A 16,027-nucleotide genomic window follows, 5' to 3' on the forward strand; every position below is an offset into this window, starting at 1 on the left:
ATTCGTGACGAGCGAAAGGCGGACCATGCACCGCCGAGGCTCCCGCCCGCGGCAGATCGAATATGCCGCGGACGCTGTTGACGCGCTGTGCACGCGGGCCGCAAATGCAACCAATGACCCCGCCGCAGACCAGAAATACGAGGACATGAGCCAACGCCAGCTTCCGATCATCCTGGCGCTCGGCACCACGCAGACCCTGGCCTGGGCTTCCAGCTACTATTTGCCGGCCCTGCTCGCCGATCCCATGGCGCGCGACCTCGGCGTCTCCTCGAACTGGATCTTTGGCGCGTTCTCGGCCTCGCTGGTGATCTCGGCGATGCTCGGCCCGCGCATCGGGCGGCAGATCGATCTGGTCGGCGGCCGGCAGGTGCTGTCGGCCTCGAACCTGACCATCGCCGCCGGCCTCGTGCTGCTCGGCGTCTCGCAATCGGTGGCGCTGATGGCGATCGCCTGGCTGGTGCTCGGCATCGGCATGGCGATGGGGCTCTACGATGCCGCCTTCGCCGCGCTCGGCCGGATCTACGGCACCGAGGCGCGCCGTTCGATCACCGGCATCACGCTGATGGCGGGCTTTGCCTCGACCGTCGGCTGGCCGCTCACTGCCTGGGGCCTTGCCCATATCGGCTGGCGCGACACCTGCTTTGCCTGGGCCGCCGCCAATATCCTGATCGGCCTGCCGCTGAACTTCTTCATGCTGCCGACGATCAAGGGCGCCAGGCAGGCCGCGGCGACGGCGGCGAAGCCGCACGTGCCGCTCGACCGCACCATGATCCTGCTCGCCTTCATCTTCGCCGCGGTCTGGACCGTCACCGGCGCGATGGCCGCGCATTTCCCGCGCATCCTGGAGACCACGGGCGCGACGCCGGTGGAGGCGATCGCGGCCGGTGCGCTGATCGGCCCCGCGCAGGTGGCCGCGCGGGTGCTCGAGGCGGGCTTCCTCAGCCGCTTTCATCCGCTGTGGTCGACGCGGCTCGCCTGCCTCACCCACCCGATCGGCGCAGTGGTCGTGGCGATCTTCGGCGGCGCCGCGGCGAGCGCGTTTGCGCTGTTCCACGGCTCGGGCAACGGCATCCTGACCATCGCCCGCGGCACCCTGCCGCTGTCGATCTTCGGCCCGAAGGATTTCGGCTATCGCCTCGGCATCATCGGCGCGCCGGCGCGGATGGCGCAAGCCGTGGCGCCGCTGGCCTTCGGCCTGCTGATCGACGTGATGGGAGCCAAGGTGCTGATCGTCTCGTCCGCGCTTAGCCTCTCGGCGCTGGCGGCGCTGTTTCTCGTCCGCGCGGAACGGCGGCCGGATTGACCGCGCAGCCGCTTTCGCGCACAAGCGGGCCATGAGCGACGACACCGGCCCGCCCCGCACATTCAAAGGCCTCTTGCGCTGGGCGACCACCCCGCCGCAAGCCTGGGGCGTCTATCTCCTCGCCATCATCCTGGTCTGGCTGCTCTCGTTCTATGCCGGCACGCTGAAGCCGAAGAAGACGCAGGACACGAGCCCGCCGCCGGTCACGACACCGCGCTAACGCATGACGCTTCAACCTGAAGCCATCGCGCCTCAGGCGGCCCGGACCTCCTCGACAAAGCTGCCCACCTCGCTTGTCAGCTGCTCGGCCTGTCGCGACAGGCCGTCTGCCGCGCTCAGCACCTCGGTCGCCGCGACCCCCGTTTCCGTTGCCGCCTTGCTCACGCCACTGATGGTCGCGGTCACGTCCTTGACCGACTGCGACGTCTGCTGAACGTTGCGGGCGATTTCCGCCGTCGCCACGCCTTGCGCCTGGACCGCCGTCGCGATCGCATTCGAGATCGAGCTGACCTCTTCGATCGTCCCGGTAATTCCGCGGATCGCGTCGACAGCCTCCTTGGTGGCTGCCTGAATTTGCGCGATCTGGGCCCCGATCTCCGCGGTCGCCGTCCCGGTCTGGGTCGCCAGCATCTTCACCTCGGAGGCGACCACGGCAAAGCCTCGCCCTGCATCGCCGGCCCGCGCCGCCTCGATCGTCGCATTCAGGGCCAGCAGGTTTGTTTGAGCGGCGATGGCCTGGATCAAGGTGACCACCGCGCCGATCTTCTCGGCCCCCTCCGCCAGCGTCTGCACAATCTTGTCGGTCCGCTGCGCATCGGCCACCGCACGGCCGGTGATCGTCGATGATTGTGCGACCTGGCGGCTGATCTCGCTGATCGACGCCGTCAATTCCTCGGCCGCGGAGGCAACCGTGCTCGCGCCCACGCTCGCTTCCTCGGCAGCCGCCGCGACCGTGGTCGCCCGCCCCTTGGTCTGCGTCGCGGTCGAGGACATGGATTGCGCTGTCGCCTCGAGCTCGGTCGCCCCCGACGCCAGCAGCGCCACCATTGCTCCCGCCTTGGTCTCGAAGTCGCGAACCAGGCCTTCGAGACGCGCAGCGCGTTTCTCCTTGACGACCCGCTCGGCGGCCTGTTCGCCAGCCAGTCGATTGGTGGTGGCCATGGCCTCCTTGAAGACCTGCACTGCGAGAGCCATGCCGCCGATCTCATCCTTGCGGGCGGCAAACGGCACCTCGGCCTCCTCGTTGCGGGCAAGCCGGGTCATCACCTCCGACAGCTTCGAGATCGGCGTGAGCAGGTGGCGCACGAGCAGCAGCGACGAAGCTGCGGACAATCCCAGAACGACCAGAATGGCCGCGCCGGCGAACAAGATGCCGCCGAGCCCGTCGGCTTCGTCCTGCTCGGCCACGGCCTGCGCGTCGCGCAAGGCGGCATCGCGGATTCCCAGCAGCGAGGCGTTCGCGCTCGTGGCGGACTTGCGCCACTCATCCACCGATACCTCGTAAGGGGTGCCGTTGAATGCGGCCTTGGTCAGCCCGTCGCGTAGCGGCTTGTCCGAACCGAAATAGCGATCCCTGGCCGCGGCGACGCTGGCCCGCGTGTTCTTGGGGGCGTGAACGTCATCGCCGCGATCGAGGATTTCAGCCCAAAGCCGCGTCATCTGGCCGTTGGCGGCGCTCAATTCGTCCCGCTCCGCCAACGTGGCCGGACGGCCGGATGTCACGAGCCCCGAGATCAACAGCGAGACCTGGCCGGCGGTCTGGCGGATCACCCAGCCCTTCTGCGCGACGTCGAGCAGGTTTCCCGCCGTGGTGCTCAGCCGCATCGTCGCCTTGATGCCGGACTCCAGGAGTTCATTCAGGCTCGCCATCGCCTCGGCATAGTCTCGCATCGCCTTGGCAGCGATGCCGCCGGGACGCTCAGTCAGCGGCTTCTGCCACTGCGACGCGGCCTCTTCACGCGCGGCGGCGATCTTTGCTGCGGCCGCCTTGACCCGTTGCGTCAAGTCAGCATCGCCGCGGGCAAGCGTCTCCAGTTTCTCCAGTGCCTCATCGCTCGTTCGGCGATTGGCGGCAAACTCCTTGAGCACCGCATCGTCCGCGGCGGATTTCCCGAGCAGCGCCCGATTGACGGGACCACGCTCGATGGTCAGGCTGCCGACGGCATCGAAGCCTGCAGCCAGACGGGTCTCCAGGGCGTGCGCCGCGATGGCGTTCTGGTAAGCGCGCCAGCGCTCGCTCAGTTGAAGGCCTGACGTCAGGACGACGACGCCCGACATCAGCGCTGCAATGGCAATTCCCGACCGCTTGATAGACACGCCCCACTCCTCATTCGCATCAGAACCCAGGAAGTGAGGGCTGCCCGCTCAGCAGGAACGCTCCCCTCGCCCGAATGCCGCGCCTCACTTCAATTCGAATTCGACAAGCTCGACGGTGGATTGGCCTGCGTTGCGCATCGTCCGTACGGGACCCGCATTCTGCCACGCGAAATCGCCATACTTCAGGTTGAGCTTGTGGTCCGGCTTCCCCTGCACGCCCTCGACCAGCACGCCACCCTGCACGACGATACGTACGCCGGGCGCCGCCTGCTGCATCGGTGCCGCAACCTCACCCGGCCGCAGGATCAACCGCCAGGCCTGGACTCGGTGGTTGTCCATGACCGAGACGTAGGGCTCGGGGCGAGCGAGCGGTGAAAAGCGGCCAGGCTGCGAGTCGAACAACTCGAACCCCATGATGCGGAAATCGCTGGAGCCGACATTGGCAACCTGGTGCACCACCGGCTGCTTCGTGTAGTTGGTGAACAGCACTTCTCCGACCTTGCGCGGCGTGATGACAGGCTTGCCTCCCAGCGGCGTGCCCTCGGCATCCGAGACGGCCATGTACACCTGGGCAAAGTCCCTGGTGTGCCGGTGATAGGCGGCGATCTGTCCGGGCGGGATCGTGACATTCATGAACTGCAGATATTCGTTGCTGAACGTCTGGTCGTGAAAGCTCGCAAACTCGATCGGGACGATCTCGGGATCGCCCGCGGCGCTCACGCGTCCCGGCAGTGCCGCAGCTCCAAGCACCGCGCAGCAACCGCACAAGAACTGACGCCGTCCCATCGCATTACGCATATCCTTGCCGTCCTGTTGAGTTATGCACGTTTGCATGCATAGCGGCCGACTCTTTAAAGTCCGCTTAAGTGAAGGCCTGATCGGGATTTCAGAAATGCATGACCCGCCTCTGCGAACGGCATGCCTGTCGGATCGCTGATGACTGCCTTGCTGAAACTATAGGCACGGCAACGCCCGCACTCCGCTTCCACCTGCATTGGACGGCACGGCGAACGGCGGCGTGTGACGTGAACTATCGGTAAATTGCCGGCGACAATTTCAAACTGTCGCGCTGTGCGGAGCTGGTCACGCCGTCTTCGTTTCGCCGGTCGCAATCCAGATTCCGGCGAACACCGCGATGAGCCCGATGAGAAGATTTGGCGTGATCGGCTCACCCACGAGCAGCGCCGCCAGCAAGGCGGCGGCGATCGGATTGACCGTCATCGTATTGGCGACCCGGGTCGGCGTCGCGCGCGCCAGCGCCATGACCCAGAGGATGAAGGCGAGCGCACCGCCGCCAATGCCGAGATAGATGCCGGCGCCCCACTGCGCCGTCGTGAAGTGATCGAGCGCGGCAAAGCTGCCCTTGGCCAGATCCGCGAGCACCAGCACGGCGGCACCCGCGCCCATGCCGACCGTGAGAAAGCCGAGCGCGCTCGAGCGCTGCATCAGCGGGCGGGACAGCACGTTGTAGAACGCCATGCAGAACACGGCCCCGGTCATGATCAGCTCGCCACGCCAGGCCCCCGGCGGGCTCTGCGCCAGGCCCGCGGCGAGCGCCGCCGCCACGCCGAGCACGGCGATGCCGACGCCCGCGATCTTGCGCGCGGTCAGCCGTTCTACGCCGAGGATCGCACCGACCACCATGGTGTGGAGCGGCAGCGTCGCCAGCGCGAGACTGGCCCGCGCAGCGGTCGTGTAGGACACCGCGATGTTGTAGAGGATGAAGAACAAACCGAAGAAGCAGATGCCGAGCAACACCACGGCCGGCCAATCCGGCCGCTGCGGCCAGCGCACGCCCAGCAGAAGCGCACACGGCAGCAGGCAGAGAAAGCCGATCCCCCAGCGCAGGATCGCAAGCAGGACCGGATCGGCGCCGCCGACGAGATAGCGCGTGATCGCCGCCGCCGTACCGCCAAGGCTGCTGGACGCCAGCGCGATCGCAACCCCGAGCCATTCCCCCACAATCGTCTCCTGTCGCGGAGCTTGCCGGGGCGGTTAGCACGTCCCTGCTGCCAGCATGGTGGCAGCAGGGACGTGGCAGCAGAACAATGCCGGGCTAGTCGTAAAACTCCGGCGACATCTTCTGGCTGTCGCGCTGGGCCTTGTCGTGGTTGATCCAGAGCTGCGCCTTCTCCTTGGCCAGGGTGTCGGCGATCTTCTGCATCGAGACCGCGCTCTGCTCCTTGTTGGCGTTCATGCTGGGCACGCGGCGGTTGTCCCAATTATCCCTAAAGTGAACGGCGTCGCCGGACAGGACCACCGCGCCGGTCTTCGGCAGTTTCACCAGCAGCGATTGGTGTCCCGGCGTATGGCCGGGCGTGGACAGAATGGTCACGCTGCCGTCGCCGAACACGTCCTTGTCGCCCGCGAGCAGCTCGACGGGATGCGAGGGTTTGAAGCGCGGCTCATTGTTGGCGCCAGGCCAGTCATATTCGGCCTTCTGCACGTAGAGCGTGGCCTGTGGAAACAGCTCGACATTGCCGGTGTGGTCGGGATGCGTGTGCGAGACGGCCATCGCCTTGACGTCGACCGGCTTGACGCCGAGCTGCTCAAGCTGGGCGGCAAGCGTCTTCGGGCGCCGCCAGGTGACAGCCTTGGGATCGGCGGGCGCGAGGCCATTGGGCATGGCCGCAACGGAATCGGCGATGCCGGTGTCCCACAGGAACCAGCCCTTGCTGTGCTTGATGAGATAGCAGCTGTCGACGAAGTCCATCGTCTTGCCCTCGTTCAGGCCGGGCGTCCAGCGCGAGATATCGCCGGCGGTGCCCTCGCCGCAATTGAGGACATAGAGCTTCTCGACGCCGCCTTTCTCCGACTGCGCCACGGCCGCATGGCCGGACAGAGCGAGTGCGACGACGGCGAGAGCGAGCTTGATCCGGGGCATGATTCTTATTCCTTTGTGACAGCCGTGCGCGACGAAGACCGGGGATCAACCCCGGCCGGTCCGCGGAATTCCCGCGGACGATCTCAATGCGGACAGGTCTCGACCTCGACCGTGACGTGGCTGAGCCCCTTCAGGCCCGCGAGGCGCTTCTTGTAGACCGCCGGTTGCTTCGGCTGGTCCGACACCACCGAGACCAGCACGGCGCAATGCCCGGGCCCCACCTGCCAGAGGTGCAGATCGGTGACGCGGTCGTCGCCCACCTCCATGCGGGCGCGAATGACCCGCTCCAGCTTCTCATCGGCGCGCACGTCGAGCAGCACCGCGCCTGAACTCTTGATCAGGCCGAACGCCCAGCTCGCGATCACGGCACTGCCGATCAGCCCGACGGCCGGGTCGGCCCAGACCCATCCCGAATACATCGCGACGGCAAGCGCTGCGATCGCCAGCACCGAGGTCGCGGCATCCGCCATGACATGGACATAGGCGGCGCGGAGATTGTTGTCGTGATGATGGTGGTGATGGTCGTGATCGTCGTCGTGATCATGCCCATGATCATGCCCATGGCCGTGGTGGTGATGATCGTGACTGCCGCGCAACAGCCACGCGCTGGCGAGGTTGACGCACAGCCCGAGGGCGGCCACCGCGATCGCCTCGCCGTAGACGATCGGCACCGGCGTGAACAGCCGCAGCACGCTCTCATAGGCAATCTCGACCGCGATCAATCCCAAAATGATCGCGCTGGAAAAGGCGGCGAGGTCGCCGAACTTGCCGGTGCCGAAGGTGAAATGCGCATTGCCGAGGTGCTGGCGGGCGAAGCGGTAGGCAAACGCGGCGATGCCAAGCGCTGCCGCATGCGTGCCCATGTGCCAGCCGTCGGCTAGCAGCGCCATCGACCCGAACAGTGAGCCGGCCACGATCTCGCCGACCATCATGACCAGGGTCAGGATGACCACGAACCAGGTGCGCCGCTCGTTCTCCTCGTGCTTCTCGCCGAGGAAGGCATGGTCATGGGTCCATTGGTCGATGGAATGTGAATGCATCGGGGGGCTCCGAAAGGTCAGGTCCGTTGGCCGGCAATATAGACCTGCGGAGCGTGTGGGCAAAATCGGTGGCACGAGGCGATTGACAGTCCGGCGCGGTTTCGTTGTAATCGACCTCATGGGGATTGAGCGATCTCCCCACGAGGCGACAAGCCCAAGAATCGCGTCCCGTTGTTCTTTTACGAGGGCGCATCATGTCTTCTTTTGCGACGATATCATCTGACAAGCTGGCACGGTTGATCGGCACGGCGAACGCCCCTGCCCTGATCGACGTGCGCACGGACGAGGATTTTGCCGCCGACCAGCGGCTGATCCCCGGCTCGATCAAGCTGAGCCACAACAACGTTCCGGACTGGGGCGGCGAATTCGCCGGCCGTTCCGCGATCGTCTCCTGCCTGCGCGGCGAAAAGCTCGCACAGGGCACCGCGGCCTGGCTCAGGCAACTCGGCGCGCAGGCCGAGGCGCTGGAAGGCGGCTTCGAGGGCTGGAAGGCGGCGAAATTGCCGCTGGTCGATGCAACAAAGCTGCCGCCGCGCGACGCCAAGGGACGCACCGTCTGGGTAACGCGCGCGCGGCCCAAGGTCGACCGCATCGCCTGCCCCTGGCTGATCCGCCGCTTCGTGGACCCCAACGCGGTGTTCCTGTTCGTGGCACCCTCCGAGGTGGTCGCCGTCGGCGAGCGCTTCAACGCGGCGCCCTTCGATGTCGAAAACGTGTTCTGGAGCCATCGCGGCCCGCTCTGCACGTTCGACGTCATGGTCGAGGAGTTCGGCCTCGCCATCCCGCCCCTGCAGCGGCTCGCAACCCTGGTCCGCGGGGCCGACACGGCGCGGCCGGACCTCGCCCCCGAGGCGCCCGGCCTGCTCGCGGCCTCGCTCGGGCTGTCGCGGATGTATGATGACGACCTCGAACAGCTCGAGGCCGGCATGCTGCTCTACGACGCCTTCTATCGCTGGTGCCGGGACGCCACCACCGAGACCCACAACTGGCCGACCAACAAGGTGAAGGCGTAATGGATACCCGCGCCACTCAGGCGGACGGAGCTGATGCCGGTCACGGCATCAGCTTCAACGAGGCATTTCGTGTCTGGCTCCGGGTCGCCGTGCTGAGCTTCGGCGGCCCCGCGGGCCAGATCGCGGTGATGCACCGCATCCTGGTCGAGGAGAAGAACTGGATCTCCGAAGGCCGTTTCCTGCATGCGCTGAACTACTGCATGCTGCTGCCGGGACCCGAGGCGCAGCAGCTTGCGACCTATATCGGCTGGCTGATGCACCGCACCGCCGGCGGTCTGATGGCGGGCGGGCTCTTCATCCTGCCCGGCATCATCGCCATCATGGGCTTGAGCTACGTCTACGCCGCCTTCGGCAATGTCAGCTTCGTCGAGGCACTGTTCTTCGGCCTGAAGGCCGCCGTGCTCGCCATCGTCGTCGAAGCCGTGGTGCGTGTCGGCAAGCGCGCGCTGAAGAACCGCATCATGATCGCGCTGGCCGCGATCGCCTTCGTCGCGATCTTCTTCTTCGCCGTGCCCTTCCCCATCATCATCATCGCGGCCGGCCTGATCGGCTATGCCGGCGCACGAAGCGGCCGCCCGGAGTTCGCGCCGGCCGGTCACGGCCATGGCGGCAGCAGCGCCGCGATCGACAGCATGCTTGGCGAGGCCGTGCCCGATCACGTCCGCCCCGACCTGGCGCGCGCGGTCCGCGTCGGCGCGATATGGCTCGCGCTGTGGCTGGTGCCGGTGATCGCGCTGCTCGCGGCGTTCGGAGAGGCCAACGTGTTCAGCCAGATCGCGCTGTTCTTCTCGAAAATGGCGCTGGTCACCTTCGGCGGCGCCTATGCGGTGCTGGCCTACGTCGCCCAGCAGGCGGTCGAGCATTATCACTGGCTGAAGCCGCACGAGATGCTCGACGGCCTCGGCATGGCCGAGACCACGCCGGGCCCGTTGATCATGGTGCTCCAGTTCGTGGGCTTCATGGCGGCCTACCGCGACCCGAGCGGCCTGTCGCCGATGTTAGCTGCGACGCTCGGCGGATTGCTCGCGACCTGGGTGACCTTCACGCCATGCTTCCTCTGGATTTTCGTCGGAGCGCCCTATATCGAGCGGCTGCGCGGCAACATCGGCCTTGCCGGCGCGCTCAGCGCGATTACGGCCGCCGTCGTCGGCGTGATCCTCAACCTCTCGATCTGGTTCGCGCTGCACACGCTGTTCCGCGAGACCGCGCCGGTGCACGCTTTTCCGTTCGCGTTCGACAGGCCGGTGCTGACCAGCGTCGATGTCCCAGCGCTCTTGCTGTCGATCGCGGCCGCCACCGCGATCTTCCGCTTCAAGCTCGGCATGCTGACGGTGCTGGCCGGCAGTTGCGCGGCGGGCGTGGCGCTGCGGCTGGCGGGGGTGATCTAGCTCCGTGTCCCAGCCAGCTAAATTCCTCCCGAGACGATGGAGGGGAATGGCAGCCGCTCGGCGGGTTGCAGGTTCGCATCGTCGCCTTGCAGTGACGATCTGAGGAACTGGTCGGCTTGCGACACGAAGAGTTCCGGGTACTGGTAGAACGACCCGTGATTTGCATCYGGATAAAGGATCAGCTGCGCATTCGGCAGGTTTTGTTGCAGGATGTAAGAGTTCACCGTAGGTATGATGACATCGTCACTGCCCTGCACGATCAGCGTCGGCTGACGGATATTTTTCAGACGGTCGATCTCAGCCGGCGCGATGTATTTGCCGATGGCTTCGCGCTGTGCGGATGCAGCTTCTCCGCTCACCTCGGGATCGCGATCGTCGCGGGAAAGCTTGCGTTCCAGAAAGGCGAGGCCTGCGGCCTGGCTCGACGGGGACGGCGAGAAGTGAACGGCGAGCCAGAGATACTCCGGCGAGTCGTAGGTGGCGGCGAATATCTCTGCTGATCTGCTCGTTGCCATGTCAGCCCCACGCGGCCCGGTCCCGACAAGAATGAGCCGGCGAACGAGATCGGGAGCCTGGATTGCAATTTCCTGGGCGACCATGCCGCCGATGGAAAAGCCGAGCACGTCGACCTTGGTAAGCCCGAGAGCCTTGATGAAGGCGATCGCATTTGCACCCATTTCCTGAAAGCTCGTCGGGACCCGGCCTGAACTGCTCGAGACGCCCGCATTGTTGAAGAGGATCACCTCGCGGTTCCCGGCCAGACCGTCGGTGACGGCCGGGTCCCAATGATCCATGGTCCCGCGGAAATGCTGGTTGAGGACCAGCGGCACGCCACCTGCCCTGCCGAAGCGGCGATAGGCGAAGCGGGTGCCGTTGGCCTCGATGAACCGCGTGGGAGCGGTCTGGTGATTGTGTTGGGTCATGGAAAGCCCCGACAGTCAGTGGCTCTTGCCGCCATCGACTTGGAGGACATGGCCGGTGATGTATGAGGCGCCTTCCGACGCGATGAAGACGATCGCATTGGCAAGCTCCTCCGAGAGGCCGAGGCGGGCCATCGGCACGGTCGTCACCAGAGCCGCCTTGTTCTCGGGCGTGCCGGTGAAGCGGGTCAACATGCCGGTGTCGGTCGGACCGGGAGCCACGGCGTTCACACGGACGCCCGACTTCGCGAGTTCGAGCGCCACCGACTTGGTGATGCCTTCGACGGCGTGCTTGCTGCCGACATAGATGGACGCTCCAGCCGCGCCCTCATGCCCGTAGGTCGAGGAGATGTTGATGATGTTGCCGCTGCCCTGTCCCTTCATGACGCGGGCTTCGTGCTTCATGCTCAGCAGCACGCCGAGAACATTGGTGTCGAACGTCGCGGCGTAGCTTTCCGCGGTCTGGTCCGTAATCGGGCCCGGTTTGCCTTCGGTGCCGGCATTGTTCACCGCGACGTCGAGACGCCCGAAGCGCTTGACCGTGCGGTCGACAAGGCGACGGACATCGTCTTCCTTGCGCACGTCGGCCTGGACGAACTCGGCTTCGGCACCGGACGCACGGAGTTCGCGGACCAAGGCCTCCCCGGCATCCGGCTTTCTGCCGGAAACAACGACGCGATGGCCTGCTTTTGCGAACGCGACTGCTGCAGCGCGGCCGATGCCAGTGAGGGCCCCCGTGATCAATACGACTGACGATGACATGACTATCTCCTTGAAAAAGCAAGATTTTGAGCAGAGGTGGCTCCCTCCGCCCTGGACCGCCCGTCGTCTCCATCTCTTGAGTGAGCAGAAAGAGACCGCGGCGTTGGGCCGAAGATGAGCGCACCTGAACGTTTTGAAAATTGGGCCGCAATTCCAAACATATCGGACTATAATGTCCGAAATGGAGGCTCGCCTATGGACAGTCTGGGGTCGCTCAATGCCTTCGTACGGGCGGCGGAAGCCCGAAATTTCACGGTCGCAGGACGGCAGCTTGGCGTGTCGTCGTCAGCGATCGGCAAGGCGGTAGCGCGGATGGAGGAACGGCTCGGCGTGCGCCTTCTCCATCGCAGCACGCGCAGCATCACGCTCACCGCGGAAGGTGCCCGGTTTCTGGAGCGTTGCCGTCGCATCTTTGCTGAGATTGAAGCGGCCGAGCTTGAGCTGTCGCAGACGCACGAAACTCCGCGCGGCACGCTGCGTGTCGCCCTGCCATTGGCCGGCATGCTGATGATGCCCACTCTGGTCGCGTTCATGCGGGCATATCCGGACATAACATTGGATCTCGATTTCAGCGATCGGGTCGTCGATGTGATCGAGGAAGGCTTCGACGCCGTCGTGCGCTTCGCCGACGCCGGCGACACGCGCTTGATGTCCCGGGCTTTGGTCATGTATCGCCGACGCCTGGTGGCATCGCCGGCCTATCTGGCGGCCAAAGGCGTTCCTCAGACCCCCGACGACCTCAAGGCTCATGCCTGTCTGCGCCACATGTTTCCGACCAGCCGAAGGTTCGAGCGATGGCCGCTGCGGGGAGAGCATGCCGACATCGAGAGCGAGCTGCCAAAAACGGTCGTGGCGAGTACGCTTGAGCCGCTCATCTATATGGCGGAACAGGGCATGGGCATCGCTTACCTGCCGGACTTCGCCATCAACCGCCAGCTTCGCGAAGGTCTGCTCGTCCCCGTGCTCGACGATTACACCGATCGTTCGGGACCGCTACGGGTCCTGTGGCCGTCGAGCCGGCAACTCGCTCCCAAGCTCAGAGCTTTCGTGGACTTTCTCGCCGCGAACCTTGTGCCATCCGTCGAGGGCGAAGCAGAAAGCGGGATAAGTCCCCTAGCAAAGGTCGATCTCGATCGGCGCGGGTGAGCAATGGTCGGCTGCTACCCGCGCGACGGCTATCGCATCATCATCCGCGCGATCGCCTCGCCGATCACCACTGTCGTGAAGTGGGTGTTGGCCCGGCAGTCGGACGGCATGATCGAGGCGTCGGCGACGCGCAAGCCGGCGATGCCCTTCACCGTGCCGTCGGGATTGACCACGCCATCGGCCGCCTTGAAGCCAGTCATGCGGCAGCTGCCGGCGGCGTGCTGGATGTCGCCGGTTTCACGGCGCAGCAGCGCATCGAGCTCGTGATCCGGCAGCGCCGCTGCTTGCGGCAGCGTCAGATCGGTGTCGGTCAGCCGGATCCAGTCGGCGATGCCGGAAAGCGCCGGCTGGGAGGTGATGACGGCCAATCGCTTCACCGCATCCATCATGCGCAGCATGTCGCGCGGATCGGCCAGCATGTTCTCCTCGACGATTGGATCGATCGCGGGGTCGATCGAGGCCAATTTAAGCGTTCCACGAGAGTAGGCGTTGAACAGCCCGGCGCCGATCGCCCCGGGCACGCCGATGCCGCGGTGGTTGAAGGCGATCAGGATCATGTCGCGCTTGCCGCCGTCGGCGAGGCCCGAGGAATAGGTCACGCAGCAATTGGTGTGGCGGGTGTCTTGATCGGTCGGCCGGAGATCCTCGCGGAGCTGGATGGTGGCGCGAAACAGCGGATGGTCGAAGAAGTGCCGGCCGACCGGCAGGTCCTGCGCGACCGCGATCCCCATCGCCTTCAGCTCGTCGGCGGGCCCAATGCCCGAGCGCAGCAGGATCGCCGGACTGTGGATGGCGCCGGCGCAGAGCACGATCTGGCGTGCGCTGATCTCGCTGATGCCCTGCCCCTCGACATGGACGCGGAGGCCGGTCGCACGGCCGTCGCTGATCAGCACACGGTCGACCAGCGCATGCCCACGGATCTCCAGATTGGCGCGGCCGCGCGCGGGCTCCAGATAGCCCTCATTGGTGGTGATGCGGCGGCTGTCGCGGCTGTTGATCGGGTAGCAGGCGACGCCCTCGCCGTCCGGACCGTTGAGGTCGGCGCACCACGGGTAGCCGCTCGCCAGCGCCGCATCGCGCAAGCCGCGATCGATCGGGCCCCATTTTTCGGGCGGCGCGCGATAGACCGGCAGCGGTCCACCGCGTCCGTGGCCCTCGACGCCGCCGAATTCCAGATCATCCTCGATCACCGAGAACAACGGCATCACGTCCCTGGCCGACCAGCCGGTGCAGCCATTGGCCGCCCATTCGTCGAACGCGTCGGCAACGCCACGGATCGCGATCTGGCCGTTCATCATCGATGAGCCGCCGAGCCCCTTGCCGCGCCAGTAGAAGCGCGGCTCCTGGCCCGCCACCCGCCGCGTCAGCAGATCGGGCCACTGCCATTTCTCCTGGAACTCGCGCTTGTGGATGATCGGAATGGGATTCGGCGTCATCACCTCCCAGGGCGCCTCGTCGGCGCGCCAGTCGAGCCCCGCCTCGAGCAGCAGGACGCGCCTTGCGGGATCCTCGGAGAGCCTTGCCGCAACCGCGGCGCCGGCCGAGCCGCCGCCGACAACAATGACATCGTACATCGCGTTACTTCTCAACGTTCCAGAACACCGGGATGGCGGACGGGATCAGATTACGCCAAATGGCGCGATAGGCGGCCGGCTGGGCGAACTGGCCCCACGGAATCGCCGGCGCCTGATCGTACATCACGGTCTGGATCTCGGCGGCGATCTTCTTGCGATCGTCTTCGGCGGGCGCCTTGGCGAAGGCTTCCATCAAAGGCGTGATGCGCGCGTCGCACTGCCAGCCGGTGAAGTCGGCGCAATTGAAGGCGACCATGACGTTGGTCAGCGGCGAGCCCAGATCGTAGCCGCCGGCGTGAACGCCATACACGCTCCAGCCCTCCTTCTTGGCGCGGCGCGCCAGCACGGAGGCCCAGTCCATCACCTGGAGATCGACGTTGAACCCGGCAAGCTTCAGCCGCTCGGCCAGCACCTGCGCCGAGACGCGCGGGGCTTCGAGATCGTTGGCCTGCATGACGACGACCGGTTCGCCGGCATATTTCGTCGCCTTCAGCGCGGCACGCGCCGCCTCGATCGACGGATTGGCCGCCGCCTCGGTGCCGGCCTTGCTCTCATAGGTGGTGCCGCATGTGAAGTAAGTCGCGCACGGCGTCGCGTATTTCGCCCCCAGGCCGAGCGCGTCCAGCACTTCGCGCTGATCGACCAGCTTCCACAATACGCGCCTGATGGCGGGATCGTCGAACGGCTTCGATGCGGCGTTGAGGCGATAAGCGCCCGCAAACATGTTGCCGCCGGTGAAATTGACGAGTTTTACGCGAGAATTCTTTTCAAGGCTCGGCAGCAGGTCGAACGGTGCGTATTGCATGAAGTCGACTTCGCCGCTCTGCAACGCCGAGGCGGCGGTCGAGCCATCGGGAATGACGCGGATTTCGAGCGTGTCGATGTTGACGCGCTTGCCGCCGGCGAGGAAGTCGGCCGGCTCGGTGCGAGGCACATAATCGGCGAATTTCTTCAGGACCATGCGGTCGCCGGTGCGGTGATCGTCCTTGCTGTAGACGAACGGGCCGGAGCCGACGATCTCGGTGATGCGCTGGTCGCCGGGCGTCCTGGCAATGCGCTCGGGCATCATGAAGGCGACGGGGCTGACGGGATTGCCCAGCGCATCGATGACGAGGCCGGACGGCTCCTTCAGCGTCAGCACGAACGTTTTCGCATCCGTCGGCTCGAGCGAGGCCGTGATGGCGAAGATGCGGCGGCCGAGCGCGCTGCGGGTGCCCCAGCGGCGCAGCGAGGCCACGCAATCGGCCGCCGTGACCGGCTGGCCGTCATGCCACTTCAAGCCGTCGCGCAGCGTAAAGCTGTAGGTCAGGCCATCGGCCGAGACCTTCCAGTCCTGCACCATCTGCGGCTTGATCTCGCCCTTGGAATCCTTCGCGAACAAAGTGTCGAACACCATGTAGCCGAACGTGCGCGAAATATAGGCCGTGGAAAAATGCGGATCGAGCGTGACGATTTCCGCCTCGAGCACCGCGACGAGATTGCCCGCCGCATGCGCCGGCGCCGCGACGATCGCGAGCCCAAGCAGCGCCGGAATGAAAGCCTTTGGTTTGAACATTGGTGCCTTTTGCTGCTTCTTGAGAGTTCGTTTGCAGTCGAAGAAAAAGCAATGTTCGTGCCCGATCAACGCAGATACTTATGCGCTCACGACTATCAGCCAAGCGTTTGCGGGAGGCGGAATGTC

The 16,027-nt window shown here is 65.7% G+C and carries 14 protein-coding genes; 5 read left to right on the forward strand and 9 right to left on the reverse strand.

What is annotated here, in order from left to right; translation table 11 throughout:
• Positions 1–145: 145 nt before the first annotated feature.
• On the forward strand, positions 146–1,303 hold the full coding sequence (locus tag ACXJMY_RS26050; RefSeq protein WP_456622204.1) for an MFS transporter: 1,158 nt from the start codon (positions 146–148) through the stop codon (positions 1,301–1,303).
• Positions 1,304–1,334: 31 nt separating this feature from the next.
• On the forward strand, positions 1,335–1,523 hold the full coding sequence (locus ACXJMY_RS26055) for a hypothetical protein (protein ID WP_456622205.1): 189 nt from the start codon (positions 1,335–1,337) through the stop codon (positions 1,521–1,523).
• Between the two features lie 32 nt (positions 1,524–1,555).
• Here ACXJMY_RS26055 and ACXJMY_RS26060 read toward each other — a convergent pair whose 3' ends face one another.
• The 5 genes from ACXJMY_RS26060 to dmeF form a co-directional block, all read right to left on the reverse strand.
• A complete protein-coding gene (locus tag ACXJMY_RS26060) occupies positions 1,556–3,619 on the reverse strand; it encodes a methyl-accepting chemotaxis protein (RefSeq protein ID WP_456622206.1) in 2,064 nt (687 codons plus the stop codon).
• Between the two features lie 84 nt (positions 3,620–3,703).
• The gene (locus ACXJMY_RS26065; protein WP_456622207.1) at positions 3,704–4,417 is read right to left on the reverse strand and encodes a hypothetical protein; all 714 of its coding nucleotides are present in this window, start codon (positions 4,415–4,417) and stop codon (positions 3,704–3,706) included.
• A 285-nt stretch (positions 4,418–4,702) separates the two neighbouring features.
• A complete protein-coding gene (locus ACXJMY_RS26070; protein WP_456622208.1) occupies positions 4,703–5,581 on the reverse strand; it encodes a DMT family transporter in 879 nt (292 codons plus the stop codon).
• 94 nt (positions 5,582–5,675) lie between these two features.
• Positions 5,676–6,506, reverse strand: coding sequence for an N-acyl homoserine lactonase family protein (locus tag ACXJMY_RS26075; protein WP_456622219.1), 831 nt, complete (start codon positions 6,504–6,506; stop codon positions 5,676–5,678).
• Between the two features lie 80 nt (positions 6,507–6,586).
• Positions 6,587–7,543: a CDF family Co(II)/Ni(II) efflux transporter DmeF gene (dmeF, locus tag ACXJMY_RS26080; protein WP_456622209.1), complete on the reverse strand. Its 957-nt coding sequence runs from the start codon at positions 7,541–7,543 to the stop codon at positions 6,587–6,589.
• Positions 7,544–7,737: 194 nt separating this feature from the next.
• On the opposite strand from dmeF, the gene ACXJMY_RS26085 reads away from it, so the two are divergent.
• Complete coding sequence (locus ACXJMY_RS26085) at positions 7,738–8,556, forward strand: chromate resistance protein ChrB domain-containing protein (RefSeq protein ID WP_456622210.1); 819 nt, start codon at positions 7,738–7,740, stop codon at positions 8,554–8,556.
• The gene (gene chrA, locus ACXJMY_RS26090; RefSeq protein WP_456622211.1) at positions 8,556–9,944 is read left to right on the forward strand and encodes a chromate efflux transporter; all 1,389 of its coding nucleotides are present in this window, start codon (positions 8,556–8,558) and stop codon (positions 9,942–9,944) included. Before ACXJMY_RS26085 ends, chrA begins: the two co-directional genes overlap by 1 nt.
• A gap of 17 nt (positions 9,945–9,961) precedes the next feature.
• Here chrA and ACXJMY_RS26095 read toward each other — a convergent pair whose 3' ends face one another.
• Complete coding sequence (locus ACXJMY_RS26095; protein WP_456622212.1) at positions 9,962–10,867, reverse strand: alpha/beta fold hydrolase; 906 nt, start codon at positions 10,865–10,867, stop codon at positions 9,962–9,964.
• A 15-nt stretch (positions 10,868–10,882) separates the two neighbouring features.
• Positions 10,883–11,626, reverse strand: a complete 744-nt coding sequence (locus tag ACXJMY_RS26100; RefSeq protein ID WP_456622213.1) for an SDR family NAD(P)-dependent oxidoreductase — start codon at positions 11,624–11,626, stop codon at positions 10,883–10,885.
• 195 nt (positions 11,627–11,821) lie between these two features.
• Between ACXJMY_RS26100 and ACXJMY_RS26105 the strand changes: the two genes are divergently transcribed.
• On the forward strand, positions 11,822–12,772 hold the full coding sequence (locus tag ACXJMY_RS26105; protein ID WP_456622214.1) for a LysR family transcriptional regulator: 951 nt from the start codon (positions 11,822–11,824) through the stop codon (positions 12,770–12,772).
• Between the two features lie 29 nt (positions 12,773–12,801).
• On the opposite strand, the gene ACXJMY_RS26110 is transcribed toward ACXJMY_RS26105, so the two are convergent.
• Positions 12,802–14,346 carry a GMC family oxidoreductase gene (locus tag ACXJMY_RS26110; RefSeq protein ID WP_456622215.1) on the reverse strand — a complete coding sequence of 515 codons (1,545 nt, stop codon included), beginning with the start codon at positions 14,344–14,346 and terminating at the stop codon, positions 12,802–12,804.
• 4 nt (positions 14,347–14,350) lie between these two features.
• A complete protein-coding gene (locus tag ACXJMY_RS26115) occupies positions 14,351–15,901 on the reverse strand; it encodes an ABC transporter substrate-binding protein (protein ID WP_456622216.1) in 1,551 nt (516 codons plus the stop codon).
• Between the last annotated feature and the right edge of the window lie 126 nt (positions 15,902–16,027).

Source organism: Bradyrhizobium sp. P5_C12 (genome assembly GCF_054049735.1).